The organism is Streptomyces sp. NPDC002623, from assembly GCF_053592635.1.
On the sequence record NZ_JBSFWB010000042.1, the window covers coordinates 1 to 24,294 of the forward strand.

Annotated in this window: 25 protein-coding genes; 19 read left to right on the forward strand and 6 right to left on the reverse strand. The window is 70.9% G+C overall.

What is annotated here, in order from left to right; translation table 11 throughout:
- Positions 1-132: 132 nt before the first annotated feature.
- The 4 genes from ACWD4O_RS41590 (at position 133) to ACWD4O_RS41605 (ending at position 3,674) form a co-directional block, all read left to right on the forward strand.
- Positions 133-426 carry an SDR family oxidoreductase gene (locus ACWD4O_RS41590; protein WP_451288242.1) on the forward strand — a complete coding sequence of 98 codons (294 nt, stop codon included), beginning with the start codon at positions 133-135 and terminating at the stop codon, positions 424-426.
- 31 nt (positions 427-457) lie between these two features.
- Entirely contained in the window at positions 458-1,309 is an 852-nt protein-coding gene (locus ACWD4O_RS41595; RefSeq protein WP_451288243.1) for an NAD(P)-dependent oxidoreductase, read from the forward strand.
- A gap of 66 nt (positions 1,310-1,375) precedes the next feature.
- Positions 1,376-2,866 (forward strand): aldehyde dehydrogenase family protein, encoded by a 1,491-nt coding sequence (locus ACWD4O_RS41600; protein ID WP_451288244.1) that lies wholly within the window; start codon positions 1,376-1,378, stop codon positions 2,864-2,866.
- A 40-nt stretch (positions 2,867-2,906) separates the two neighbouring features.
- Positions 2,907-3,674 (forward strand): carboxymuconolactone decarboxylase family protein, encoded by a 768-nt coding sequence (locus ACWD4O_RS41605; RefSeq protein ID WP_451288245.1) that lies wholly within the window; start codon positions 2,907-2,909, stop codon positions 3,672-3,674.
- Between the two features lie 14 nt (positions 3,675-3,688).
- Here the strand turns inward: ACWD4O_RS41605 and mftG are convergent, their stop codons facing one another.
- Positions 3,689-5,215 (reverse strand): mycofactocin dehydrogenase MftG, encoded by a 1,527-nt coding sequence (mftG, locus tag ACWD4O_RS41610; RefSeq protein WP_451288246.1) that lies wholly within the window; start codon positions 5,213-5,215, stop codon positions 3,689-3,691.
- Positions 5,216-5,303: 88 nt separating this feature from the next.
- Between mftG and mftA the strand changes: the two genes are divergently transcribed.
- The 7 genes from mftA to mftF are packed head-to-tail and all read left to right on the forward strand — an operon-like array spanning position 5,304 to position 11,383.
- Positions 5,304-5,444 (forward strand): mycofactocin precursor MftA, encoded by a 141-nt coding sequence (gene mftA / locus ACWD4O_RS41615; RefSeq protein ID WP_451288247.1) that lies wholly within the window; start codon positions 5,304-5,306, stop codon positions 5,442-5,444.
- A complete protein-coding gene (gene mftB, locus ACWD4O_RS41620) occupies positions 5,444-5,719 on the forward strand; it encodes a mycofactocin biosynthesis chaperone MftB (RefSeq protein ID WP_451288248.1) in 276 nt (91 codons plus the stop codon). Before mftA ends, mftB begins: the two co-directional genes overlap by 1 nt.
- Positions 5,712-6,791 carry an XdhC family protein gene (locus ACWD4O_RS41625; RefSeq protein WP_451288249.1) on the forward strand — a complete coding sequence of 360 codons (1,080 nt, stop codon included), beginning with the start codon at positions 5,712-5,714 and terminating at the stop codon, positions 6,789-6,791. The genes mftB and ACWD4O_RS41625 overlap by 8 nt, the downstream gene beginning before the upstream one ends.
- A 7-nt stretch (positions 6,792-6,798) precedes the next feature.
- Entirely contained in the window at positions 6,799-8,001 is a 1,203-nt protein-coding gene (gene mftC / locus ACWD4O_RS41630) for a mycofactocin radical SAM maturase (RefSeq protein ID WP_451288250.1), read from the forward strand.
- Positions 8,002-8,032: 31 nt separating this feature from the next.
- Positions 8,033-9,235, forward strand: a complete 1,203-nt coding sequence (gene mftD, locus ACWD4O_RS41635; protein ID WP_451288251.1) for a pre-mycofactocin synthase MftD — start codon at positions 8,033-8,035, stop codon at positions 9,233-9,235.
- Between the two features lies 1 nt (position 9,236).
- Positions 9,237-9,938 carry a mycofactocin biosynthesis peptidyl-dipeptidase MftE gene (gene mftE / locus ACWD4O_RS41640; protein ID WP_451288252.1) on the forward strand — a complete coding sequence of 234 codons (702 nt, stop codon included), beginning with the start codon at positions 9,237-9,239 and terminating at the stop codon, positions 9,936-9,938.
- The gene (gene mftF / locus ACWD4O_RS41645; RefSeq protein WP_451288253.1) at positions 9,935-11,383 is read left to right on the forward strand and encodes a mycofactocin biosynthesis glycosyltransferase MftF; all 1,449 of its coding nucleotides are present in this window, start codon (positions 9,935-9,937) and stop codon (positions 11,381-11,383) included. The genes mftE and mftF overlap by 4 nt, the downstream gene beginning before the upstream one ends.
- A gap of 55 nt (positions 11,384-11,438) precedes the next feature.
- Here the strand turns inward: mftF and ACWD4O_RS41650 are convergent, their stop codons facing one another.
- Positions 11,439-11,594, reverse strand: a complete 156-nt coding sequence (locus ACWD4O_RS41650; protein WP_451288254.1) for a hypothetical protein — start codon at positions 11,592-11,594, stop codon at positions 11,439-11,441.
- 258 nt (positions 11,595-11,852) lie between these two features.
- Here ACWD4O_RS41650 and ACWD4O_RS41655 point away from each other — a divergent pair, with 258 nt between their 5' ends.
- Positions 11,853-12,461: a TetR/AcrR family transcriptional regulator gene (locus ACWD4O_RS41655; RefSeq protein ID WP_451288255.1), complete on the forward strand. Its 609-nt coding sequence runs from the start codon at positions 11,853-11,855 to the stop codon at positions 12,459-12,461.
- Between the two features lie 40 nt (positions 12,462-12,501).
- Here the strand turns inward: ACWD4O_RS41655 and ACWD4O_RS41660 are convergent, their stop codons facing one another.
- Complete coding sequence (locus ACWD4O_RS41660) at positions 12,502-13,119, reverse strand: TetR/AcrR family transcriptional regulator (protein ID WP_451288256.1); 618 nt, start codon at positions 13,117-13,119, stop codon at positions 12,502-12,504.
- Between the two features lie 192 nt (positions 13,120-13,311).
- Here ACWD4O_RS41660 and ACWD4O_RS41665 point away from each other — a divergent pair, with 192 nt between their 5' ends.
- A complete protein-coding gene (locus ACWD4O_RS41665) occupies positions 13,312-14,121 on the forward strand; it encodes a TauD/TfdA dioxygenase family protein (RefSeq protein WP_451288257.1) in 810 nt (269 codons plus the stop codon).
- Complete coding sequence (locus ACWD4O_RS41670; protein WP_451288258.1) at positions 14,122-14,592, forward strand: nuclear transport factor 2 family protein; 471 nt, start codon at positions 14,122-14,124, stop codon at positions 14,590-14,592.
- A 99-nt stretch (positions 14,593-14,691) separates the two neighbouring features.
- Here ACWD4O_RS41670 and ACWD4O_RS41675 read toward each other — a convergent pair whose 3' ends face one another.
- Positions 14,692-15,225 (reverse strand): MarR family winged helix-turn-helix transcriptional regulator, encoded by a 534-nt coding sequence (locus ACWD4O_RS41675; protein WP_451288259.1) that lies wholly within the window; start codon positions 15,223-15,225, stop codon positions 14,692-14,694.
- A gap of 93 nt (positions 15,226-15,318) precedes the next feature.
- Here ACWD4O_RS41675 and ACWD4O_RS41680 point away from each other — a divergent pair, with 93 nt between their 5' ends.
- The 5 genes from ACWD4O_RS41680 (at position 15,319) to ACWD4O_RS41700 (ending at position 19,087) form a co-directional block, all read left to right on the forward strand.
- A complete protein-coding gene (locus ACWD4O_RS41680; protein WP_451288260.1) occupies positions 15,319-15,957 on the forward strand; it encodes a GTP cyclohydrolase II in 639 nt (212 codons plus the stop codon).
- 29 nt (positions 15,958-15,986) lie between these two features.
- Entirely contained in the window at positions 15,987-16,253 is a 267-nt protein-coding gene (locus ACWD4O_RS41685) for a dihydrofolate reductase family protein (protein ID WP_451288261.1), read from the forward strand.
- Positions 16,250-17,197, forward strand: coding sequence for an NADP-dependent oxidoreductase (locus ACWD4O_RS41690; RefSeq protein WP_451288262.1), 948 nt, complete (start codon positions 16,250-16,252; stop codon positions 17,195-17,197). The genes ACWD4O_RS41685 and ACWD4O_RS41690 overlap by 4 nt, the downstream gene beginning before the upstream one ends.
- A 64-nt stretch (positions 17,198-17,261) precedes the next feature.
- On the forward strand, positions 17,262-18,194 hold the full coding sequence (locus ACWD4O_RS41695; protein ID WP_451288263.1) for an NADP-dependent oxidoreductase: 933 nt from the start codon (positions 17,262-17,264) through the stop codon (positions 18,192-18,194).
- Between the two features lie 98 nt (positions 18,195-18,292).
- Positions 18,293-19,087 (forward strand): maleylpyruvate isomerase family mycothiol-dependent enzyme, encoded by a 795-nt coding sequence (locus ACWD4O_RS41700; RefSeq protein WP_451288264.1) that lies wholly within the window; start codon positions 18,293-18,295, stop codon positions 19,085-19,087.
- A 545-nt stretch (positions 19,088-19,632) separates the two neighbouring features.
- Here ACWD4O_RS41700 and ACWD4O_RS41705 read toward each other — a convergent pair.
- Positions 19,633-23,295 (reverse strand): family 78 glycoside hydrolase catalytic domain, encoded by a 3,663-nt coding sequence (locus ACWD4O_RS41705; protein ID WP_451288265.1) that lies wholly within the window; start codon positions 23,293-23,295, stop codon positions 19,633-19,635.
- Between the two features lie 214 nt (positions 23,296-23,509).
- Positions 23,510-24,277: a carboxymuconolactone decarboxylase family protein gene (locus tag ACWD4O_RS41710; protein ID WP_451288266.1), complete on the reverse strand. Its 768-nt coding sequence runs from the start codon at positions 24,275-24,277 to the stop codon at positions 23,510-23,512.
- Between the last annotated feature and the right edge of the window lie 17 nt (positions 24,278-24,294).

Genomic DNA, 24,294 nt, shown 5'->3' on the forward strand with positions numbered 1-24,294 from the left:
TGCACTGCACGGTCACCCTCCCCATGACGGCGGCCTCGCTCGGCACGAAGGTGCCGCTGGAGACGCTGGACGGTCTGGAGGACACTGCGCCGCGAGTGGTGGCCGCTGGGGCTGGTGTGTCTCGGTGCGTCGATGTCCAGCAAGCTCGCCCTGGTCAACGTCACCGTCGGGCTCGCGCGTTCGCTCGGACCACTGGGCATCAACGTCAACGCCATCGCGCCGGGCCTGGTGGAGAACGAGCCCGGATTCAGGAGCCTGCCGGCCGGCCATCCCGTACGCGCCGCCCTCGTCTCCGCCATCCCCGGCAAGAAGTCCGCACCCGCGGAGGACCTGCTCGGCGCCCTCCTGCTGCTGGCCTCCCCCGCCGGTGAGTGGATCAACGGACAGACGATCAGCGTCGACGGCGGCTGGGTCACCAGGCTCTGACCGGCCCGCCCGGCGAGAGAGGGGCACACCTATGGCAGAGCGCGCAGCTGGACACCGTACGAGGGTCGGCTTCATCGGCCTGGGCAGTCAGGGCGGGCCGATGGCGCGCCGCATCGTCGAGGAGTCCTACCCCCTGGCTCTGTGGGCTCGGCGCCGTGCGTCCACCGAGGCGTTCGGCGACACGGACGCCGTAGTGGCCGCGTCGCCCGCCGAGTTGGGGGCGGCCAGCGACCTCGTGTGTCTGTGCGTCGTAGCGGACGCCGACGTCGAGGACGTCATGCTGCGACCCGACGGCGTCCTGGCGGGCATGGCACCGGGCGGCGGCGTCGTCATCCATTCCACGATCCACCCGGACACCTGCCGGCACGTCGCCGACAAGGCCGCCAAGCGTGCCATCGCCGTCGTGGACGCCCCGGTCAGCGGCGGGGGCGGCGCGGCGGCGGAACGCCGACTGCTGGTGATGGCCGACGGCGAGGAGGCGGATGTCGCGCGCTGTCGTCCGGTGCTCGAGACCTTCGCGGACCCGGTGATCCATCTCGGCCCCCTGGGCAGCGGCCAACTCGCCAAGCTGCTCAACAACTTCGTGTTCACCGCCCAGTTCGGCCTGGCCCTGGACACCTTCTCCTTCGCCGAGCGTCTCGGCATGGACCGTGCGGCGGTCGCACGGGTCCTCGGGCACGGCAGTGGCGGCAGCAGGGCGGCGGGGATCCTGGCCGCCTCCGGTTTCGACACCTGCGGGCTGCGCCGGGCCCGGCCCCTGCTGCTCAAGGACGTCGACATCATGCGGGAGGTCGCCCGCGTCGCCGAGGCCGCCGAACCGCCCACGCTCACCCGACTCGCCGCGCACACCCTGGCCCTGCTGGACACCGCGCAGTCACCGTGAACCCGGTGCCCAGGAACGCCCGAAGTACCGCCCACCCGCACGAGATCCAGAACAGGCGGCTCCGACATGACCACACTTTCCGATCCTTCCGCCCCGACCGGTGAACTCGGCGTCACCGGGCCCCTCGTCGACGGCACCTGGCTCGACAAGACGTCCGTCGGCGCGCTGGACCACGTCAATCCCGCGACCGCCCGGGTGAACGGCTCCGTCCTGCTGAGCGGACCGCAGGAGGTCGACGACGCCGTGGCCGCCGCCAAGGCCGCTCACCCGCAGTGGCGGGCACTGTCCCCGGACAGACGGCGGCGCATCCTCCAGCGCGTCGAGGAACTGATGCTGGCCCGCGTTCGCGAACTCGGCCGCCTCACCACGCTCGAGATCGGCGCCCCGATCACCATGTCGTCCGCGCTCGCACATCTGTGCGCCGGCTGGTTCGGGTACTACGCGGGCTGGGCGGACAAGATCGAGGGGGCGACGATTCCGCCGAGCCCGGTGATGGTCCCCGGCCTGGACTACACGGTCCCCGAACCGTACGGGGTGGTCGGCATCATCCTGACGTGGAACGGCCCGATCATGTCGGTCGGTATGAAGATCGCCCCCGCCCTGGCCGCCGGGAACTGTGTCGTGGTCAAGTCGCCCGATCTCGCGCCGTTCACCGTGGCCCGGTTCGCCGAGATCGCCCTGGAGGCCGGCCTGCCGCCGGGGGTGCTGCACATCCTGCCCGGTGGCCCGGAGGCCGGGGAACGCCTGGTGCGCCACCCCGATGTCGGCATGATCTCCTTCACCGGCGGCATCCCGACCGCGCAGAAGATCCTCGATTCGGCGCGCCACACCCTCAAGCCGGTCCTGCTCGAACTCGGCGGGAAGACAGCGAGCGTGGTGTTCCCCGACGCGGACCTCGACCAGGCCGTCACCTCGACGGTTCGCTCCTGCTTCAACCTCTCCGGTCAGGGATGCAATCTCACCACGCGTCTGCTCGTCCACCGCGACGTGTACGAGCGCGTCGTGCAGACGGCCGCCGGGGCCGCGGCGTCACTGGGGGTCGGCGATCCCTTCGCCCCGGCCACGGCGCTAGGTCCCGTGATCGGGAGCGCGGCCCGTGTCCGGATCCTCGGAGTGATCGAGCGGGCGGCCGACAACGGCAGGATCGTCGTGGGCGGCCGGGCGGTCGACCCCTCGACGCTCCCGCCGCAGGCCCGGGACGGCTACTTCGTCGAGCCCACCGTGATCGCCGACGTGGATCCGGACAGCGAAGTCGCGCGGCACGAGGTGTTCGGCCCGGTGCTGTCGATCCTCCCCTTCAGCACCGAGGAGGAGGCGGTCACGCTGGCCAACGCCACTCAGTACGGCCTGGGCGCCGTCCTGTACACCCGTGACGTGTCGCGGGTGCAGCGCCTCGTCCCCCAGTTCCAGGCAGGCACCGTGCACGTCAACGGAGCGTCCGGGCAGCCGCCGGGCGCACCGTTCGGCGGCTACAAGCACAGTGGCCACGGCCGTGAGGGCGGCAAAGAGGGGCTGTACGAGTTCCTCCAGACCAAGAACGTCTTCATCCGTGCGTAGGACGGCGCGTCCGGCCCTCCCGACAACCTACGGAGCACAAATGAAGGACGGCAGCGCGGACCGCACCGCGACCGAGGTCATGGCCACCGCCGAACTCCCTTCCGCCCGGACACCGTTCGGTCGGGCGTCACGCGACTTCCTGTACGGCGAGGTGTGGTCACGGCCGGGGCTGAGCAGGCGGGACCGCCGCTGGGTCACCCTCACCTGCGTGGCCGCAGCCGACGCGCCCGGACCCATCGAGGAACACGTCCACGCGGCGCTCGCCGGCGGCGACATCGCCCTCGCCGAGATGCTGGAATTCGTGCTGCACTTCGCGGTCTACTGCGGCTGGCCCAAGGCCTCGCACATCGAAGGCGCCATCGCCCGCCAGTGGGACCGCATCCACCGCGAACGCGGCGAACCCACGCCGCCCTGGCCGGAGTTGGAGGAGGCCACGCTCGGCCCCAGCGACTTCGAGAAGCGTCTGGAGCGCGGCGTGGAGGAATTCATCGACGTCAATCTCACCCCGGCCCCGCCGGCGAACTCACCGTACCGGCACGCGGGAATACTGAACTTCGTGTTCGGCCACGTCTGGCAGCGGCCCGGCCTCACCCGCAGGGAGCGCCGAATCATCACGGTCGCCGGCGTCGCGTTGGACGACTCCCCTCTCCCGCTGCGCACCCACGTCGGCCCGGCACTGCACTCCGGTGATCTCACCAAGGAGGAGATGGACGAGATCGTGCTCCATTTCGCGGCGTACTACGGCTTCGCGAAGGGCGACGCGCTCGCGGACGCGGTGGAGGCGGCGTGGCCGGCCGAGCCCGGCTGACCGGGCGGGCCCGCTCACGCACCGCGCAGGGACTCCGCGGCGAGTTCTCCGATCAGGACGGCGGTGGCGGCGGGCCCGCGCAGCGGGGCCTCCGGGAGGATCGAGGTGTCGGCCACGCGCAGGCCGGTGACTCCGTGCACCCGCCCGTGGCCGTCGACCGCGCCCGACGGGCCCATCGGAACGGTGCCGCACGTGTGCTGGGCCGTCCCCAGGTGCGCCCGGATCCACCGGTCGAGAGCGCGGTCGTCGTCCGCCGCGTCCCGGACGGACGGCTCGACGCCCGCGCGCACCTCGTCGAACGCGGTCGTGTCCAGCAGGCGCACCGCAGCCCGGACGGCCTCACGCAGTCGGCGGCGGTCGTCCGGCGTGGCGAGGTAGCCGTAATCGACGTACGGGGGAACCCGTGGGTCGGCCGAGACGGTCCGCAGCCCACCGCTCCTGCGAGGTGTCAGCGCGGACACCAGGAACGCGGACGCCGCTCGCCCCGCCGCCACGGTCTGCTCGGTGAGTGCGGTCAACGGCAGGATCGACTGGAGGACTTCGAGGTCCCCGGCGCCATGCCCACCGGAGGAGGACGCCAGATGCAGCACACCACCGAGCCAGGTGCCCTCGGGAGCGGGCAGCGGATGCCGCGGCTGCCATGTCACGGCCACCTGGGGATGATCGCTGATCGCGGCGCCGACGGCGGGCAGGTCCGCCACGACTCGGATGCCGAGGCCGGCCAGCCGCCGCGCCGGGCCGATCCCCGACAGATGCAGCAGATGCGGCGTGGCAAGGGCGCCTGCGCACACCACGATCTCGCCGGCCCGGAGGACCTCGCGCCGCCCCGCCCGCTCGACCACCACGCCGGTCGCCCGGCCTCGCTCGACGACGATCGAACGCACGGTGCGCTCGCCGAGCACGGCGAGGTTCGGCCGGCGGGACACCCCGAGCAGGTAGGCGAGTCCCGTGTTGACCCGTCGGCCCGCACGCGTGTTCGTCGGCACGGGCCCGAAGCCCGGCTGATCCTGCGCGTTCTTGTCGGCTTCCTCGGGGTACCCCAGTTCCGCCGCGGCGGCGGCGAAGGCGACTGCCGCCGGATGATCCAGTGCCGCGCGCCGCACGGGTACGGGACCCGAAAAACCGTGCAGCGCGTTGTCCGGGCGGTCGAGGTCGCTCTCCATCGCGCGCAGGAAGGGCAGTACCTGCTCGTACGACCAGCGGGCGTCGCCCGTCTGCCGCGCCCACCGCGCGAAGTCGGCCCGGCGCGCCCGGATGAAGTAGCCGCCGTTGACGGTGGTCGAACCGCCCAGGATCCGGCCTCTGGGAGCGGTGTAGGGGTGGTGCGGGGTGAGATGCACGGGGACGGACCGCACGTACGGATGGTCCGGCCATGCTCCCGGCACCAGGCGCGCGTCGAGGACCTTCTCCGGGAACCCGCGGTGGGGCACCGGCCCTGCCTCCAGGAGGACCACCTCGCAGCCCGCGTCCTCGCTGAGCCGGGACGCCAGCCCCGCGCCGCTGCCGCCCGCACCTACCACCAGTACATCGGGGATCCGCACCGGTCCGGGATTCCCTTCGCCGCTCGACGGAAATATCATTCTCTAGGAACGATAATCCATCTATCCATAAAGACATACGGGAGTCTCGATGGCAGATACGAAGATGCCGATACCGGCGGGGGCGAGCGAGCCCGAGCGCACCGAGCCGGATGCCACGGAGGACCACGAGTCCCTCGTGGACTCCCTGATCGAGGACATCTCCATCGACGGCATGTGCGGCGTGTACTGATGTCCCTCGATCTCGACCGGGCATGGGTCCTGCACCCTCAGGTCTCCCTGCGGCCCGAGCCGTTCGGCGCGCTTCTGTACCACTTCGGCACACGCCGCCTGACCTTCCTCAAGGACTCCCGCCTGGTCGAGATCGTCCACCGACTGCCCGAGGCGCCCTCGGCTCGTGCCGCGTGCGCGGCCTGCTGTGTTCCGGATACCGAACTCCCCCGCTTCGGGGCCGCGTTGGCGTCTCTGGCGGAGTCCGACATGCTCGTCGAGCGCACCCATGCGTGAGATCGCCGCGGGTCTCGCGGCCTGGGACCGGCAGGGCGCGCGGTACGCGCTCGCGACGATGGTCTCGGCCGACGGCAGCGCCCCGCGCGAACCCGGGGCGGCCATGGCCGTCGCCGAGAGCGGCGACGTGCTGGGCAGCGTGTCGGGCGGGTGCGTCGAAGGTGCCGTGTACGAGCTGTGCGATGAGGTCCTCGCCACCGGCGTGGCGGTGCGCGAGAGCTTCGGCTACTCCGACGACAGCGCCTTCGCCACCGGACTGACCTGCGGTGGGACGATCGAGGTGTTCGTGCAGCCGCAGCCGCCGCCCCGGGTGGTCGAGAGGGCCGCCGGGCCGGCCCCCGTGGCCGTCGTCCATCTTCTGGAAGGCTCCGCCGCCACCCTCGCCGTCGAGCCCGGGGCGGTGCACGGGACCACCGGTTCGCCACGGCTCGACGCCGTGGTGGCCGCCGAGGCGCGCGCCATGCTGTACGTCGGGGCGAGCGGAGTCCGTTCGCTGGGCTGCCGCCCGAGCACGGAGGTCTTCATCGCCTCGCACGCCCCCCGTCCGCGCCTGCTCGTCTTCGGCGCCACGGATCACGCCGCGGCCGTGGTGTCCCTCGGCACGTTCCTCAGCCATGACGTCACCGTGTGCGACGCCCGAGGGGTGTTCGCGACGCCCGCGCGCTTCCCGGACGCGGACGAGGTGGTCGTCGACTGGCCGCACCGCTACCTCGCCACGACCACGACCGACACCCGCACGCTCGTCGTAGTGCTCACCCACGACCCGAAGTTCGACGTGCCGCTCCTGGAGGTCGCTCTGCGCCTCCCGGTCGCGTACGTGGGCGCGATGGGCTCACGGCGCACGCACGAGGAGCGGCTCGCCCGGTTGCGCGCGGCGGGACTCACCGACCGGGAACTGGCGCGGCTGCACTCGCCGATCGGCCTCGACCTTGGGGCTCGCACGCCCGAGGAGACGGCGGTGTCGATCGCCGCGGAGATCGTGGCAGTCCGACGGTCGGGCACCGCCCTCCCCCTCCGCCGGACCACAGGCCCGCTCCATCACGAAACCAAGCCCCGTCCGGCCACGACCTGAGGACCCCATGACCACCACCCCAGCGGGCTCCCGACAGCCACGGCTGACCACGCTGTTCGAGACCGGCCTCGACGCGCCCATCTGCCTCACCTGGGAACTGACCTATGCCTGCAATCTGGCCTGCGGTCACTGCCTGTCCAGCTCCGGGCGGCGCGACCCGCGTGAACTGACCACCGCGCAGGCCAAGTCAGTCATCGACGAGCTGGAGGCCATGCAGGTCTTCTACGTCAACATCGGCGGCGGGGAACCGACCGTGCGCCCCGACTTCTGGGAACTGCTCGACTACGCCACAGCACATCACGTGGGCGTGAAGTTCTCCACCAACGGCGTCCGGATCACGCCCGATGCCGCACGGCGGATCGCGGCCGACGACTACGTCGACGTCCAGGTCTCGCTGGACGGCGCGACCGCCGAGATCAACGACGCGCTGCGCGGGCCGGGTTCGTACGCGACGGCGGTACGAGCCCTGCACCGTCTCGCCGACGCAGGCATGCGAGGCGTCAAACTCTCCGTCGTCTGCACCCGGCACAACATCTCCCAGGTCGACGACTTCAAGGCCCTCGCGGACCGCTACGGGGCGCAGCTGAGGCTGACCCGGCTGCGGCCGTCCGGCCGCGGCGCGGACGTCTGGGACGACCTGCGTCCCACCGCGGACCAGCAGCGGCGGTTGTACGCCTGGCTGCTCGACCACGGTGACTCCGTGCTGACCGGCGACTCGTTCTTCCACCTGTCGGCGCTCGGCCGTTCCCTGCCGGGCCTCAATCTGTGCGGGGCCGGACGGGTGGTGTGTCTGATCGATCCGGTCGGTGACGTGTACGCGTGTCCGTTCGCGATCCACGACGACTTCCTCGCGGGGAACGTGCGGGGGGCGGGCGGCTTCGCCGGAGTCTGGCGCACGTCTGAGCTCTTCCGGCGGTTGCGCGTGCCGCAGTCCGCGGGCGCGTGCGGGTCGTGCCGCTTCTACGACTCCTGCAAGGGCGGCTGTATGGCCGCGAAGTTCTTCACGGGGCTGCCGTTGGACGGGCCGGACCCCGAGTGTGTACGCGGGTTCGGCGAGGAGCTGCTGGCGCGGCGGCCCGCCGACCGCGGCGGCCTGCCGCGGCCGAGCGGCGATCACTCACGGCCCGTGCTCGTCCCCCTGACCCGCCGGCCGTCGGCGCCCCCCGTATCCGCGTGCGACGCGAGCCCTTTGTCCGGGTTCCGTCCCTGATGTCCCCGAGGAGGCACCCGAGTTGAGCCCGATGAAGCTTTTGCGCGCGAACCCGTGGTTCGAGACGGTCGAAGAAGCCCGACGGCGGGCCAGGCGGCGGCTGCCCAGCAGCGTGTACGGAGCTCTGGTCGCCGGGTCGGAACGCGGCCGGACGCTCGACGACAACGCCGCCGCGTTCGCCGAACTCGGGTTCGCTCCGCGCGTGGCCGGGCAGCACGGCGTCCGTGAACTCGCCACCACCGTCCTGGGGGTCGAGACACCGCTTCCCGTGGTCGTCTCCCCCACCGGAGTCCAGGCGGTCGATCCCGGGGGCGAGGTCGCCGTCGCTCGGGCCGCGGCGAACCGGGGCGTGATCATGGGGCTGAGCTCGTTCGCGAGCAAGCCGGTGGAGGAGGTCTGCGCGGTCAACCCGAACGTGTTCTTCCAGCTCTACTGGAGCGGCGAGCGCGAGGTGATGCTGCAGCGAATGGAGCGGGCCCGCAGGGCCGGGGCGAAGGCGCTCGTCGCCACGTTGGACTGGTCGTTCTCGCAGGGGCGCGACTGGGGCAGTCCGGTGATCCCGGAGCGGATCGACGTGCGGACGGCCCTGCGGTTGGCGCCCCAGGTCCTGCCCCGGCCGGGCTGGTTGTGGCGGTTCGCGCGCTCCGGCGGCGTACCGGACCTGGTCGTGCCGAACCTGCGGCGGCCCGGCGGCGAGGCACCGACGTTCTTCGGCGCGTACGGCGAGTGGATGGGCACACCGCCGCCGACGTGGGACGACGTCAAGTGGCTGCGGGAGGAATGGGGCGGGCCCTTCCTGCTGAAGGGGGTGTGCCGGGTCGATGACGCGCGCCGGGCGGTCGACGCGGGCGTGAGCGCGATCTCGGTGTCCAACCACGGCGGCAACAACCTGGACACCACACCCGCGACCATCCGTCTGCTGCCCGCGATCGCGCGGGCCGTCGGGGGCGAGATCGAGGTGCTGCTCGACGGCGGAGTGCGGCGCGGCGGCGATGTCGCCAAAGCCCTGGCCCTGGGCGCACGGGCGGTACTCATCGGACGGGCCCATCTGTGGGGCCTGGCGGCGAACGGGCAGGCCGGCGTGGAGAACGTCCTCGACATCCTGCGCGGCGGTCTGGACTCCGCGGTCCTGGGGCTCGGGCGCTCCTCGGTCCATGAACTGCGCCCGGACGACCTGTATGTGCCGCCCGGGTTCGCCGTGACGCTCGGCGGCGACCGCGGCCCGGGGCGCTGAGGTGTCCGCCCCGCTCGCGGGGGCGGCCTGGCCCGATGTTCCGCAGGGCGCCCTGGTCCTGGTGCCGCTCGGCTCGACCGAACAGCACGGCCCGCACCTTCCGCTGTCCACCGACACGGTGATCGCACGGGCCGTGGCGGACGGGGCGGCCGGTCTCCTGCCCGGCAGGGTGCTGGTGGCGCCGGCGCTGCCCTACGGGGCGAGCGGGGAACACGCGGACTTCCCCGGGACCGTGTCCGTCGGACACGACGTCCTGCGGGCCGTACTCGTCGAGACGGTGCGGTCCCTGGCCTCGTGGGCGCGCCGGATCGCCTTCGTGAACGGGCACGGCGGCAACGCCGAGACCCTGCGGACGGCCGTCGTCGCGCTGCGCCACGAGGGGCACGACGTGGGCTGGACCGGGTGCGACGTTCCTGGCGGCGACGCCCATGCCGGTGCCACGGAGACATCGCTCCTGCTGTACCTGTGGCCGGAGCGGGTGGCCATGGAGCGGGCGGGTCCGGGCGACCTCCGCCCGCTCGCGGCGATCATGCCGCAGTTGCGGGACCTGGGAGTCCGCGCCGTGTCGCCGACCGGGGTGCTGGGCGATCCGAGCCGGGCGAGCGCGGTTCAAGGGCGATTACTGCTACGGGAGTTGGCGGTGAAGACAGCCGGACGGATCGGTGCCTGGGCTGTCGACGACACGGGACGGCTGGTGCGATGACCAACGACTCACTGACTCCACGGGGACTGCCGATCGCACTCGACCGGGCGGTCTCCTTCTGGGCGGGCGGGCGTCTCGTGACGGGCGGCGCTCCCTGGGGAGTCGCCCGCTTCGCGGAGACCGCGCTCCCCCATCTCACCGCTCTGCGCCTCGCCGGGCACGCCGGTCTGTCCCCCGACACGGCCGTGGGACGCGCCCTGGCCCGGCAACTGCTCGACCGGGGCCTCGCCCACCCGGTGCTCTCGCCGCGGCCCGGTCCGCACGCGGTGACGGCGGTGGTTCCGGCGTTCGGACGCCCGGGCGAACTGAGCCGCTGTCTGGCCTCGTTGCGGGGCCTTCCCGTACTCGTCGTGGACGACGGCTCACCCGATCCGGGCCCCGTTCGCGCGGCGGCCGATGCCCATGGGGCGCGTCTGGTCCGCCACGAGGTCAATCGCGGTCCGGCGGCGGCCCGCAACACCGGTCTGGCCCTGGTGGACACCGCGCTGGTCGCCTTCGTCGACTCCGACTGCCGCCCGGAGAAGGGCTGGCTGGACATCCTCGTCCCGGTTTTCGACGATCCGCGGGTGGCGGCCGTCGCGCCACGGATCGTGCCTGATGTGCCCGCTCCCCCCATGGGCCTGCTCGCCCGCTACGAGGCCGCGCGCTCCGCCCTCGACCTCGGCCGGGACCAGGCGCTCGTACGTCCCGGCGCGCGGGTCGGCTTCGTGCCGACAGCCGCTCTCGTCGTCCGGCGGGACGTGCTGCGCAAGGTCGCGTTCGACGAGGGTCTGCGGCTCGGCGAGGACGTCGACTTCGTGTGGCGGCTGCATGATCACGGCCTTCAGGTGCGGTACCGGCCACAGGCCCGCGTCGCCCACACTCCCCGGCTCGGCCTGCGCGACTGGGTACGCCGCCGCTACGAGTACGGCACCTCGGCGGCGGAGCTGGCCGAGCGCCACCCCGGTCGGCTCGCGCCCGCGCGTCCCTCCGGTTTGAACCTGCTGTGCCTCGCGTGCCTCGCCCTTGGGCACCCGCGGACGGCGGCCACGAGCGCGCTCGTCGCTTCGGCGTTGCTGCGCCGGCGCCTGTCGGGGACACCGGGTGCGACGGGGCTCAGCGCGTCCGTGGTGGCGCAGGGGCTGGCCGCCGACGCGGCCACGCTGGGGCTCGCACTGCGCCGCGAGTGGTGGCCGCTGGGGCTGGTGTGTCTCGGTGCGTCGATGTCCAGCAAGCTCGCCCGCGCGGCGGCGACGGCCATGCTCGCGCCGATCGTCGCCGAGTGGGCCGCGCGCGGACCCGCCCTGGACCTCGTACGGTGGACCGCCCTGCGGTGCCTCGACGACCTGGCGTACGGGACCGGTGTGACCGGCTCGGCCTGGCGCCACCGGTCGCTCGCACCGCTGCTGCCGCAGGTGCGCCTGCCGTTCCTGCGACGCGGCTCGGCACGTCGTACCCGCCGGTGAGGGCGCCGATGGCGTGGGGCCGACGATTCCAGCCGCCCCATGCCGTCCGGCCGGCTCAGTCCGGGGGCGGGAACACCGGTGCCCCGGAGTCCGCGTCGGCGATCGAGATCGCCTCGATGGAAGCGGCCCCGCTCGCGTGGCGCGGCGCGGTGTCGAGCAGGACTTCTCGGGCCAGGGATTCGTACCGGCAGGCCCCCGGTAGGCCACCCATCCGCTGGTGTTGGCGAACAGGAACCGGAAGGAGAGCGTGCCCTCCGGGATCCGGTACGGGCCGGGGAACAGCATGCCGACGGCGATGCGGTTCAGGTGCGGGTGCCCGCGTAGCGCTCCGTCGCGGGAGTGTCGTCACCGGTTGATGCCATCGGTCCGGCCCTCCGTCCGGGTACTGAGGTGCCGAGCGAGTGTGTGACCGTGATACTGAACGACTGTTTAAAACCCGTTCTTCGGGAGCGTCAAGCACAATGACCGCATGACTGCGCCTCGCCGAATGGGTACGGAGAACTCAAAGACGCGCCTGCTCCTGCTCGACGTCACGGAGCGGCTGATGCTCGAGGAGGGCTACGCGGCCGTCGGCGTCAGGAGAGTGGCGCGCGAGGCCGGAGTCGCCCCGGCTCTCGTCCTGTACTACTTCCGCACGCTCGACGACCTGTTCCTCGCCGCACTGCGGCGGCGCGCCGACCACGAGCTGGAACGGCAGATCCGCCTCCTCGCCGGCCCCCAGCCACTGCGCGCCCTGTGGCGGCTCACCAGCCACCCGGGCAACGCGCTGACGACCGAGTTCACGGCGCTGGCCAACCACCGCAAGGCGATCCGCGCCGAACTCGCCGCCCGCGCGGAGAACTACCGCGAGGCGCAGATCGAAGCCCTCACGCGCGGGCTCGCCAAGTCGGGAGTGAAGCTGCCGCCCGGGATGTCCCCGGCGGTGCTGCAGGTGCTGGCCAACGCGCTCGGCCGGATCATCATGATCGAGAACACGATGGGCATGACGACCGGGCACACGGAGGCCCTCGCCTTCGTGGAGCGGTTCCTCCAGCACTACGACGGCACCTCCGAGCCCGCCGAGGCACCCGAGCCCTGACAAACCGTCACGTCCCCACGAAGGGGATGCACAGGCGGAGCTACGCCTGCCTGGCGGGCGTCGAGGGCGGCCGGGAGTCGACTGCCTCCGAAGGGGGCTGCGCGCCGAGGAGCAGCACCGCCAGCGAGTCGCACACGACCTCGGGATAACGTTCACCGTCCGAGTCGACCAGCCACTGCTGCTGGAGGCCCTCCAGCAGGGCCAGCAACGCGGCGGCCGCCGTCCGCGGGGTCAGGCCGCTCGGCAGCCGTTCGCCGTAGCGGGCGGCGAGGCCGTCGGCGAGCATGGCCCGGAGCTCGTGAAGCCGTGCGGCAGCGAACTCACGGGCCGGCTCCTGCCCGGTGGCGGCCTCCGCCATCACCACACTGTGCACCTGCGCGAGGCACGGGATGCCCTGATCGAAGGCGACGGCCTCCGCGAACCGACCTGGCATGTCCGGGTCGTCCCAACCACCGCTGATGTGCTGTCGGTTGAGCTCTTCGCGGAAGTGGAGCAGGGCGAACAGGAGGTGCTTCTTGCTGGGGTAGTAGTGCAGCACACCCTGCCGGGTCAGGGACGACCGTTCGGCCACCGCGTCGATGGAGGCTCCTCGATAGCCGTGCTCGGCGAAGACCTCGACCGCCGCCCGGAGTATCTGCTCATGCCGCACCGAGACCATCAACCCACCCGCCCCACCACTGGCCGCAAAGAGCAGTACGCGCTGCAAGCCTACGGACGGACCGACAGATGCGGGAGGCGTCGGTACGCCCCGACTTCCCGCAGCCCTCCCGGCCGCCCCGTCGCACACGCAGGGCTTCACACCTCACCGATGGTGAGAATAGAGTTCTCATATTCGGAAAGGAGCGTTTCAATGCTGGAAACCAAGGCCCTCAGCGCGTCCCTCGGAGTGGAGGTCACCGGCGTCGAGGACCCGTTCGACGACGCCCTGATCCACCGGTGCGTCGAAGCCCTCAAGTGGCGCGGCGTTCTACTCATCCGGGACATCCACCTGGACGACGAACAGCAGATCGCGTTCTGCGCCAAGTTCGGCGAAGTCGCTTCCGTGCGCGGCAAGCAGGTCTTCACGGTGTCCCTCGATCCCTCCATGAACCCGTCCGCGGAGTACCTGAGAGGGACCTTCCACTGGCACCTCGACGGCACCACCGACGACGACGTGCCCATCAAGGCGACGACGCTGACGGCACGTCAGGTCGCCATGGTGGGAGGCGGAACGGAGTTCGCCAGTACGTACGCGGCGTACGAAAACCTCTCCGAGCAGGACCGCAAGCGCTGCGCGAACCTACGCGTGGTGCACAGTTTCGCTGCCGCACAGCTGAAGGCGAAGCCCGACCCCAGCGCGAAGGAGCTGGCGGGCTGGCGCCGCCTGCCCGAGCGCGAGATGTCCTTGGTGTGGCGGCGCCGCGACGGCCGACGCTCCCTCGTCATCGGCGCCACCGCGGACCGCATCGTCGGTATGGATCCCGCAGAGAGCCGCGCCCTGCTCAACGAACTTGAGGAATCCTGCACTCAGGAGCGGCTCCGCTACACACACGACTGGCAGGTCGGCGACCTGGCCGTATGGGACAACACCGGCATTCTGCACCGGGCCCTCCCCTACGACCACTCCTCGGAGCGCACCCTGCACCGCTCCACGATCGTCGGCGACGAACCGTTCGGATGAGTGGGTGGACCGGCGCGGCCTCGGCACACTCCGCGCCCCGCTTCCCCTTGCCCTGACTCACACCGAAGGATCCGTCATGACCTTCCCCGCCATGCCGCCGGCCGTTCTGCAGTTCTTCCGCGCCTCTCAGGAGGGCGACGCCGATTCCTGGGCGAAGGCATCCGCCCAGGAATCGGCGTATTCCACGACCCCATCGGCACACCGCCCCGCACCGGCCGCGCAGCGATCCACGCCTTCCTCAAGTCGACGCTGCGGAACTTCCAGCCCTTCCTCGGCCTGACCCCCATGGAGGCCCATACCGTCGGCCGCCACGTCGCCGTCTCCTGGCACGGGGCCGCCGTGACCTCGGAGGGCAGGCCGGTCAAGCGGTCCGGCATCAACATCCAAGAACTCGACGACGACGGCCTGATCCGGGGCGCCAAGGCGTATTTCAACCGCGCCGCCTTCCAGGCCCAGCTCACCGGCCGCTGAGCCGACCGCTCCCGGCGGCGCGGTACGGTCCCGGTCCATGGCGGCATGCCGCGGGCCGGTGCGGACGGGCACCGGCTGCGCGGCGAGCGACGGCCCCCTTCACACGCCGAGATCGGCACCGGCTTCGGAGCCGGAGCATGCGGTCCCGTCGGCCACCGGAGGGCTCGCTTCGCCGGGTCCGGCGGTCATGCGGCGGCTCGCTTCGCCGAGGCCGTCGGCGAGTGCCCGCACCTGGTCGGGCGTGAGCACATCGATGAGCAGCTCCCTGACCATGTCCACATGGCCGGGCGCCGCCCGCTCCAGCAGAGCCATGCCCTCGTCGGTGAGTACGGCGTAGACCGCGCGCTCGTCACTCGGACAGGTTCGACGGCGCACCAGCCCGGCCTTCTCCATCTGCCCGATCTGGTAGGTCAGCCCGCTCTTGGAGTTGACCAGGGCGGAGGCCAGTTCGGCCATCCGCAGTTCCCGGTCCGGGGCCCCGCTGAGCCGGGCGAGGATCTCGTACTGCAGGCCGGACAGCCCGAATTCGCGCTTGAGCCGCTGCTCCAGCCGTCGATACAGCAGCGCGTGCGCGGTGGTGAAGGCCGTCCAGGCACGCTTCTCCTCCTCATTCAGCCATCGCGTATGACCCACGCCACACCCCTCCAGGTTGTTCAAATTGGAACTCCATCCTATCGTCAATGGAAAGCGTTCAAATTTGAATTAATCAACGCCACGGGAGACGCCATGACCACCAGCACCGCCGCCACCGTCCGTACCCGGGTCCGTGTTCCGCTGAGCTTCTCGGACGGCTACCAGGTCACCGCCGAGGTGGTCACGTTCAACGGTCTGGCCGACGGTGCCGAGCACGTCGCCCTGGTTCTGGGAGATGCGGTCGGCGCGGCCACCCCGCTGGTGCGTCTGCACTCCGAAGGCCTCACCGGTGACGTCTTCGGATCCGCCCGCTGCGACTGCGGCCCCCAGCTGCGCGAGGCAACCGAACACATCGCCGCCACCGGAGGCGTCCTGCTCTACCTCCGTCAGGAAGGCCGCGGCATCGGCCTGTACAACAAGCTCGACGCCTACGCCCTGCAGGACCAGGGCCTGGACACCTACGAGGCCAACCTGGCCCTCGGCCTGCCCGAGGACGCCCGCGACTACACGGCCGCCGCCCAGATGCTCAGCGCCCTCGGCATCACCGAGCTGAACCTGCTCACCAACAACCCCGACAAGGCGCAGCAGCTCCGCGACCTCGGCATCTCGGTCGCCCGGACCGTCCCCACGGGTGTGCACACCACGCCCAGCAACCTGCGCTACCTGCGCGCCAAGGTCCAGCACACCCACCACACCATCGCCCTCGCGCCAGTGCCGAGCCTCGTCGGCTGAGCCTCGCAACGAACACCTCGGACACTCCCATGACCGCGCATCCGCAGGTGGTGCTCTCCTGTGCCATGGGTTTCGTCGACGAACTCCACCTCGTCACCGCACCGTTCTTCATCGGCGATGCCAAGGCGCCCCGCTTCGTCGGCACCGGGCCCTTCTCCCACGGCCCCGGCCGGCCCCTGCGTCTGACCGAAACCCGAGCCATCGGAGACCTGGTCCACAGCCACTACCTCGCCGACTCCCCCACCCAAGGCGCTGACAGCGCAACAACCCGCCGGCCGAGAAAGGCATCAGCATGAAAGCCGTCGTCGTCACCGATTTCGGAGCCCAGCCCGAGCTCGTCGACCTACCCACTCCCGAGCCCGGCACCGGCGAGATCCTGGTCCGCGTCCACGCCGCCGGAGTGAACCCCTTCGACTGGAAGGTCACGGACGGCGCCCTCAGGGACTCCGTAGCGCACTCCTTCCCCCTGGTCATGGGCTCGGACGCCGCGGGCGTGGTCGAGAAGACCGGGCCGGGCGTCACCCGCTTCCGCCCCGGGGACCGTGTCTACGGGCAGTTCATGCGCCTGCTCCAGGGTCAGGGCTCCTACGCCGAGTACACCCTCGCCGAACAGGACAGCAACATCGCCCTCATCCCCGAGGGTCTCTGCTTCACGCTCGCCGCCGCCCTTCCCACCGCGAGCGTGACCGCCTACCAGGCCGTCCAGGCCGCGCGACTCGCCGCCGGACACACCCTTCTGATCAACGGCGCCAGCGGCGGCGTGGGCCAGTCGGCCATCCAGTTCGCCGCCCGGGCCGGAGCCCACGTGCTGGCCACCGGAACCCCCGAGCTGGCCGATCACCTGCGCGATCTCGGTGCCCACGCCGTCATCGACTTCACCCTGGCACCCACCCATGAGCAAGTGGCAGCCGCGCACCCCGAGGGCATCGACGCCGTCGTCGACCTCGTCACCCCGACCGGCGGCGACATCAGCCCGATGGCCGGTCTGCTCCGCGCCGGCTCCACCCTGGTCAGCACCAACTACGCCACCGATCCGGAGGCCCTGGCAGCCCGCGACATCCTCGGCGTCAACCTCGGCAACCGTCCCACCGTCGAGACGCTGACGACACTCGCCGAGCTCGCCGCCTCCGGTGAGCTGCGCGTCCGTATCGACGCGGAAGTCGCGCTCGCCGACGCCCCGGCCATCATCGCCAAGGCACGTGCCGGCCATGCCACCGGAAAGACCGTCATCGTCCCCTGACGTGCAAGAAGACATCAGCCACACCCGGCCCTCCCGGGCCGACCCGACACCCTACGGAGTAGACATGAACCGAACAGCGCAGGCCGTGCGTTTCGACCAGTACGGCGATCGCGACGAGCTGTATGTCACCGACGTCCCGATGCCCGAGGCAGGGCTCGGGGAAGTCGTCGTCGAGGTCCGTGCCGCCGGCATCAACCCCTTCGACGCGATGATCCGCTCCGGGGTCATCCGGGATCTGTTCCCGGTGGACTTCCCGTCCGGCCAGGGCAGCGACCTCGCCGGGGTCGTCGCGGCTGTCGGTGCCGGGGCCGACGGGTTGGCCGTCGGCGACGAGGTGCTGGGCTGGTCGCCGACCGGAGCCACGCAGGCGACGCATCTGGCTGTCGCGGCGGACCGGTTGGTGGCCAAACCGCCTCAGGTGAGCTGGGAGGTGGCGGGCTCCCTACACATGGTCGGCGCCACGGCCTACGCCGCACTGCGCGCCGTCGCTCCCCAGCCCGGGGAGACGGTCGCCGTGTCTGCCGCCGCGGGAGGGGTCGGTTCGTTCCTCGTACAGATGCTCACCGGCCGGGGCGTGCGCGTGCTCGGCATCGCCTCGTCGGCCAATGCCTGGTGGCTGCAGAAACACGGCGTCGTCCCGGTGCCGTACGGAGAGAACCTTCGCGGGCGGCTCGAGCAGGCAGCGGGAGCGGGCGGAATCGACGCGTTCATCGACCTCTACGGGCCGGAGTACCTCGACCTCGCTGTCTCACTCGGCATAAAGCCGGACCGCATCCAGACCACCGTCGCCATGGAACGTGCGGCGCAGATCGGTGCCCGGACCGACGGCCGCCACAACGCGACCGCACGCGAGATCCTGGTGGAGCTGGTCGATCTGGTCGCCTCGGGTGCCGTCGAGATCCCGATCGCCGCCACGTACCCGCTCGACCGCGTGGCCGACGCCTTCGCGGAGCTGGAGCAGGGACACACCCACGGCAAGATCGTCCTGATCCCCTGACCGGGGCCACGGGCGAACCCGCGAGTGCAGTCGCCCCCTCACGTCCACGCTTCCTTTCCCTTTGCATCTCCCTTCCTCATACCTACGGAGAAACGCACATGACCGACCGTGCCGACCAGACCATCGATGCCCTGCGCAGCGGACACGACTATCTGACGGCCGTGGTGCACGGCCTCGCCTCCGCCGACCTCTCCCGGCCCTCCGGAGCGTCAGGGTGGGACGTGTCGCAGGTGCTCAGCCATCTGGGCAGTGGCGCCGAGATAAGCCTGGCAGTCCTGGAGGGCGCGTTGAACGCCACCGGCATGCCCGACGAGGACTTCAACAAGTCCGTGTGGGCGCGCTGGGACGACATGTCACCCGTTGAGCGGGCCGAGGGCTTCGTGGCTGCCAACGAGGCGCTGGTCAGCCGCTACGAGGGCCTCGACGCGCAGACACGCAAGGAACTGAAGGTCGACCTCGGTTTCCTGCCCGTGGCGGCCGATGTCGCCACGGTGGCCGGCATACGGCTCACCGAGTTCGCCCACCACACCTGGGACGTGGAGGTCGCCTTCGATCACGAGGCGCCCCTGCTCTCCGCCGTGACCGGACTGCTCCTCGACCAGGCCGGCGCATTCCTGAACTTCCTCGGCAAGGCCGACGCCCTGGACGCCCGCCCGGTCCGCATAGCCGTCCACACCACGGCACCCGAGCGCACGTTCGGACTGGAGGTCGGGAACACGATCGCGCTCACCGATGAGCCGGAGAAGCCCGACGCCGTCCTGACCACACCGGCCGAATGGTGGCTGCGGCTCACCACCGGGCGCCACGCGCCCGCGCACACGCCGAGCGCGGTGTCTCTGGTGAGCACCTCCCTCACCCTCGACGACCTGCGACGGATCTTCCCCGGCTTCTAGCCGACGCCGACCGGCACCGCCGGACACAGGTGGTCGCCCGGCCCTCCGGAGTTCCCTGATCGTTGAGGGAAACGCGCGCCCCCGCCGCCCACTCGTTCTCTCAGGCGGGCGCAGGCGCCTGCTCCCGCAGGGCCGGGCAGACCACGTCGACGCGCCCGGTAGAAGCGGTCGAAGACGTGGGGCACTGCGTCCGAGGGCGGTGCCCGGACCCTCGTCCTGGACGCGAAGCGTCACGTCGACACCACTCGTACCCAGCGTCACGGCGCAGCGCGCGGTAGCGGGGGTGCGCATGCGGACGTTGGAGTGCACGAGCACCAGGTCGCCCTCGGAGATGACCCCCTTGACGTCGACCATGGTGTCCGGGAACTGCTGATGGATGGCGAGGCCGAGATTCTTCGACGCCTGATGACGGCGACGGCCGACGGGGCGGCCACGAGCATGGTGGCAGGGATCGTGCATGCGGGTGTGGGTGATGTCACCACCACGTACATCCCGCCGTGCCGAAGACAACGCCTCGGCACGACGCGAAGGTTCACGCGGTCAGGTCAGCGAGCGTTGAAGCGGTACGACCCCGCTCGGGCGCGGTAGACCTTGTAGTCGGCGCCTCCGGAGGTGTCGTCGCGGACGAAGGCGACTCCTCGGGGAGCGGTGACAGACTTGCCCTGGGTGGGGACCCAGATCTCGGCCTCGGTGTTGTACGGGACGGTGACCGCCAGGTCGATCCTGCCGTCCGGGCGGCGCCGCCACTCCGAGGACACCTTGCCGCGCACGGTGTCGATCGAGGCGCTGATGTGGTCCAGGGTCGTGGGCGCCAGGTCGGTGTCCTGCGTGTCCTTCGGAACCAGGCTGTTGACCGCGACCGCGGGAATGTACGGGCGGATGCGCAGCGACTCGTAGGCCGTTGAGGTCGGCCTGATGCCGGCCAGGCTCTGGTAGAACCAGGTTGCCACGTTGGAGCGGTAGTGGTGGTTGACCGAGAGGCGGTCGGTCCACTGTTCCCACAACGAGGTGGCGCCCTTGGCGATCTGGTAGACGTAGCCCGGCAGACCGGTCTGGGTGACGGCCTTGAGGGCGATGTCCGTGTAGCCGTATTCGCTGAGGATGTTGAACTCGTAGCGCGAGCCGTACATGTCGTTCTGGATGTGCTGGTCCGCCGCCACGATCCGGTCGGCCAGGAGCTTCGCGAGGACCTTCTTGTTCTCCTCGACCGTCTTCGTGCCCGCCAGGTAGCGGGGGTCGCCGGGGCTCAGGTCCGAGCCGGGCACCAGGTCGAAGACGATGGCCAGGGTGTTCTCGCTGGAGATGCTGCCCTGGGTGAAGTGGCCCTGTGCGGTGTCCCAGTAGTTGGCGATGAACGCCTTGCGCAGGGTGCGCGCCAGCTTGGCGTAGTGGGCGGCGCGTTCGGTGCGGCCGAGTCCGCGTCCCACCTCGTCCATGTAGTCGCAGAAGTGGATGTAGAAGGCGAGGCTGATGACGGCGTTGCTGCCGGGGGCCTCCGCCCCGGAGTAGGCGCCGAGGGAGGCTTCGAACTTGTAGTCGTTGGCGGCGGTGAACAGTGTCTCGTAGTACTTGAGGAGCGTGTCCTGGTGGTCGTAGAGCTCGGCGAACAGGCTGCTGTTGCCGTAGTACGTGTACAGCTCGCGCGGCATGACGAAGTACGCCGAGTCCCAGGCGGGCACGGCTTTCCATGTGGCGTTCCAGCCGGGGGTGTGGTCGTAGCCGTAGCCGCCCTTGGCGATGGGGACGAACATGGGCAGCTGGCCGGTGGAGATCTGTGCATCGGGGAAGTGCCGCAGGTAGTTGGTGAAGACGCCGTTGACGTCCCAGGTGAGGGACTCCGACTCGGAGCTGGCCATGGCGTCGCCGGTCCAGCCGTTCTTCTCCCGGGACGGGGTGTCGGTGGGCTTCTGGACGAGGTTGTTCTGCTCGGCCCACTCCAGGTTGCGCTGGAGGCGGTTGAGCAGGGCGTTGTCGGTGGTGAAGGTACCGGTGCGGGCGAAGCCGGTGCGGGCGACGCCGACGGTCAGGACGTTCGCGTCGCGGGTGAGGTCGGGGGCGCGGCCGAGGACGGCCTCGAGGTTCATGACTTCCAGGTAGCGGAAGCCGAAGTGGCTGAACTGCTGTTCCCAGGTCTGCGCCGACCGTCTGCCGACGGTGTGGTAGTGCGTCTGGAGGTTGGCGTCGTGCTGGAAGTTCTCCTCTTCGACGGAGAGGGGGGAGCCGGTCGTGCCGTCACCGCCGACGATGCGGTTGCCGCCGCGGATGCGCAGGGTGAGGCCCTCCTTGTCGGGGCGTATGCCGGTGAGCTGCAGGTGGACGAGGCCCGTCAGGATCTGGCCGTAGTCCAGGACCCAGGTCCCCGAGCCGGGCGCCGTCTCGGTGATCGAGACCGGGCGCAGCGTCTGGTCGACCAGCACCGGCTCCGCCTCGTGGGCGCGCAGGACGGCGGGCTTGAAGCCGTTGGGGATCGTCGTGGCGGGAAGCGCGCCGTGGTACTTGGGCGAGGGGCCGGAGCAACTGCCGGGCGGGATCAGGACGGTGGCCGGTCGCCAGTCACGTCCGGTGCGGTAGCCGACCGAGCGCCACTCCCCCAGCCGGTCCGCTCGCCGGGCGTCGTACTTCTCGCCCGAGTAGACGGAGTCGAACGTCGTGGGCCCGTCCGCGCTGAGCCAGTCCTGGTCGGTGACGAGTGTGGTGTGGGAGCCGTCGGTGTAGGTGACGACGAGCTTCGCGCGCAGTCGGGGCTGGCCGGCGTACGGGGCGAGCTGCCAGTACCACTCCTGGGGTGTGGTGACGCCGTACCAGCCGCGGCCGAGTTCGGCGGCGACGACGTTCTGCCGGCCGGCCTCCAGCAGCGCGCTGACGTCGAAGGTGTCGTACAGGACCGTGCGGTCGTAGGTGCTCTGGTCGGTCAGCAGGCGGGGCACGTTGGTGCGGTCCCGGGCCGGCTGCTTGCCGTCGACGGTGATCGGGGCGCCGTTGACGGTGAAGGTGACGTTGCCGGCGGCGCTCAGGTGCAGGCGGGCCTTCGCGATACGGCGCCCTCGGGGCAGGGTGAACGCGCGGCGCAGGACGGGGGCCGGGTTGGCGATCGGCAGCACGCTGTTCTTAAACGGGATGAAGGGGTTCTTCGGCGGGAAGGTCAGACCGGCGAGGGTGCCGATGCCGTTCTCGAACGGGTTGGCGCCCGTGGTCAGGTCGGCGGCGAAGTCGCGCGCGCCGGTGCCGGTCACCTTGACGCTGCGGACGGTGGCGGAGGTGCCGCCGCCGAAGCCGAAGCTGCCGTGGCGGCGGATCTGGTCCCCGGTGAGGGTGCGGCTGTCGACCTCGACGCCGTTGACGGTGGTGGTCACGGTGAGATCGCTGACGGCCACCACCACCGTGTGGTCGCGGGTGGCCCAGGTGTCCTTGGTCAGTCCGGTGGCGGCGGGGAGGGTGACCGTGCCGACCGGGACGCTGCGGGTGCCCGCGGTGGTGGGGTTGGTCTCGCTCTGGGGGTCGTAGTGGTCGACGCCCCAGTTCGGCTGGGAGGTGCCGTCGTCCACCCAGGTGTTGCCGGCGTAGTGGCTGGTCTTCATGACCAGCTGCATGTCGTCGCCGGACTGCCGGACGGTCCAGTTGAGGCCCTCGCCCCAGTTCTTGCCGATGGGTTCGGCGCGCAGGAGCAGGGACAGTCCGCCTGCGGCGTCGGTCCCGCCGCGGAAGGCGACGGTCGCGGTCAGGTCCTTCCAGTCGTGGTCCTGCGTCTCACGGCCGCCGATCCACCGCGCGTCCGACCAGTCCTTCTCACCCTTGAGCAGGCCGGTCTCCCATGTCGCCGGTGCGCTCCAGGGGCCGGGTGCGCCCTTCTCGTCCCAGGTCCGCACCTGCCAGAAGTACGCCTGCTCGGACCGCAACGCGCCGCCCCCGTAGGCCACCTCGGCGCTGTTCGAGCTCGCCACCTTGCCGCTGCGCCAGATGTCGGCCTTGCCTGGCCCGGTGCCGACGTGGATCTCGTACGCGGTCTGTCTGGCCACCGGAGGCACCCAGCTGAACGCCGGCGCGGTCTCCGCGCCCAGGGGCGCGAACCGCGAGTTGACCTGCAGTTTCGCAGGTGCGGAACCGTGCCCGCCCGCTGTTGCCGCCACGGCGTTCGGCGTGGCGGCGAGCGGGAGCGAGGCCCCGGCCGCCGCGGCCGTCATGATGCCGAGCATGTATCGGCGGCTCAACGCACTTCTGTTCTCCTCGGCCACGGCTCAGATTCCCTTCGTAAGCGCACCGCGCTGGAGCAGGGGTGTCCCTCCCCCGCCAGGTATTGAATCGTTTCAATACCTTCCATGTGGAAAGCTTACGAACAGACTCGGCCGAAACACAATGGTCTGAAGCAATGACTCACGGCGCGGACCTTGGTGGAGTGGGCTTGATCGTGCCGCGGCACTCCGGTCAGTCGGCCTTGGACGCCCACGCCGTCTCCACCGCGTCCGCGAGCGCCTCCCCCTTGGCGAAGCCGTAGTACGCGGCGAACTGGAGCACGATCTCGTCCATCTCCTCCTTGGTGAGGTCGCCGGAGTGGAGCGCGGCCTTGACATGCGTCTGCAGAGGGACGGGCGAGTCGTCCAGGGCGACGCTGGCGACGGTGATGATCCGGCGTTCGCGGCGGGTCAGTCCGGGGCGCTGCCAGACGTGCCCGAAGACGAAGCCCAGGATGCCGGCGTGCCGGTACGGCGAGTTCGCGGGCGGTGCGGGCGTGAGGTTGACGTCGATGAACTCCTCGACGCCGCGTTTGAGTCGCTCGTCCCACGCGCCGGGACCGAGCGTGTCGTTGGTCAACTGCGGCCAGGGCGGTGTCTGTTCGCCGCGTTCGCGGTGGATGCGGTCCCACTGGCGGGCGATGGCTCCCTCCAGGTGGGAGGCCTTGGGCCAGCCGCAGTACACCGCGAAGTGCAGGACGAGCTCCAGCATGGCCTCCAGGGCGATGTCGCCGCTGGCGAGCGCCGCGTGGACGTGGTCCTCGATGGGCTGCGGGGAGTCGGCGGCGGCCACGCACGTCAGCGTGACCCAGCGGCGGTCCCGGCGGCTCAGTCCGGGGCGGGACCAGACCTCGCCGTAGAGGAAGTCACGTGCGGCGCGGCCGAACGGGGTCGTCGTGGTGGGTGGTCGGGTGCCGGCCGTGACCTCGGTGATGGTGTGTTCCACGCGGCCGTCTGCCATGGGGTACCTCCTGGGGG

What these genes read in the sequence shown, in the direction of transcription:
- ACWD4O_RS41590 (WP_451288242.1), top strand. Translation starts at nt 133, where the DNA reads ATGTCCAGCAAGCTCGCCCTGGTCAACGTCACCGTCGGGCTCGCGCGT.
- ACWD4O_RS41595 (WP_451288243.1), top strand. Translation starts at nt 458, where the DNA reads ATGGCAGAGCGCGCAGCTGGACACCGTACGAGGGTCGGCTTCATCGGC.
- ACWD4O_RS41600 (WP_451288244.1), top strand. Translation starts at nt 1,376, where the DNA reads ATGACCACACTTTCCGATCCTTCCGCCCCGACCGGTGAACTCGGCGTC.
- ACWD4O_RS41605 (WP_451288245.1), top strand. Translation starts at nt 2,907, where the DNA reads ATGAAGGACGGCAGCGCGGACCGCACCGCGACCGAGGTCATGGCCACC.
- mftA (WP_451288247.1), top strand. Translation starts at nt 5,304, where the DNA reads ATGGCAGATACGAAGATGCCGATACCGGCGGGGGCGAGCGAGCCCGAG.
- mftB (WP_451288248.1), top strand. Translation starts at nt 5,444, where the DNA reads ATGTCCCTCGATCTCGACCGGGCATGGGTCCTGCACCCTCAGGTCTCC.
- ACWD4O_RS41625 (WP_451288249.1), top strand. Translation starts at nt 5,712, where the DNA reads ATGCGTGAGATCGCCGCGGGTCTCGCGGCCTGGGACCGGCAGGGCGCG.
- mftC (WP_451288250.1), top strand. Translation starts at nt 6,799, where the DNA reads ATGACCACCACCCCAGCGGGCTCCCGACAGCCACGGCTGACCACGCTG.
- mftD (WP_451288251.1), top strand. Translation starts at nt 8,033, where the DNA reads ATGAAGCTTTTGCGCGCGAACCCGTGGTTCGAGACGGTCGAAGAAGCC.
- mftF (WP_451288253.1), top strand. Translation starts at nt 9,935, where the DNA reads ATGACCAACGACTCACTGACTCCACGGGGACTGCCGATCGCACTCGAC.
- ACWD4O_RS41650 (WP_451288254.1), bottom strand. Translation starts at nt 11,594, where the DNA reads ATGGGTGGCCTACCGGGGGCCTGCCGGTACGAATCCCTGGCCCGAGAA.
- ACWD4O_RS41655 (WP_451288255.1), top strand. Translation starts at nt 11,853, where the DNA reads ATGACTGCGCCTCGCCGAATGGGTACGGAGAACTCAAAGACGCGCCTG.
- ACWD4O_RS41660 (WP_451288256.1), bottom strand. Translation starts at nt 13,119, where the DNA reads ATGGTCTCGGTGCGGCATGAGCAGATACTCCGGGCGGCGGTCGAGGTC.
- ACWD4O_RS41665 (WP_451288257.1), top strand. Translation starts at nt 13,312, where the DNA reads ATGCTGGAAACCAAGGCCCTCAGCGCGTCCCTCGGAGTGGAGGTCACC.
- ACWD4O_RS41680 (WP_451288260.1), top strand. Translation starts at nt 15,319, where the DNA reads ATGACCACCAGCACCGCCGCCACCGTCCGTACCCGGGTCCGTGTTCCG.
- ACWD4O_RS41685 (WP_451288261.1), top strand. Translation starts at nt 15,987, where the DNA reads ATGACCGCGCATCCGCAGGTGGTGCTCTCCTGTGCCATGGGTTTCGTC.
- ACWD4O_RS41690 (WP_451288262.1), top strand. Translation starts at nt 16,250, where the DNA reads ATGAAAGCCGTCGTCGTCACCGATTTCGGAGCCCAGCCCGAGCTCGTC.
- ACWD4O_RS41695 (WP_451288263.1), top strand. Translation starts at nt 17,262, where the DNA reads ATGAACCGAACAGCGCAGGCCGTGCGTTTCGACCAGTACGGCGATCGC.
- ACWD4O_RS41700 (WP_451288264.1), top strand. Translation starts at nt 18,293, where the DNA reads ATGACCGACCGTGCCGACCAGACCATCGATGCCCTGCGCAGCGGACAC.
- ACWD4O_RS41710 (WP_451288266.1), bottom strand. Translation starts at nt 24,277, where the DNA reads ATGGCAGACGGCCGCGTGGAACACACCATCACCGAGGTCACGGCCGGC.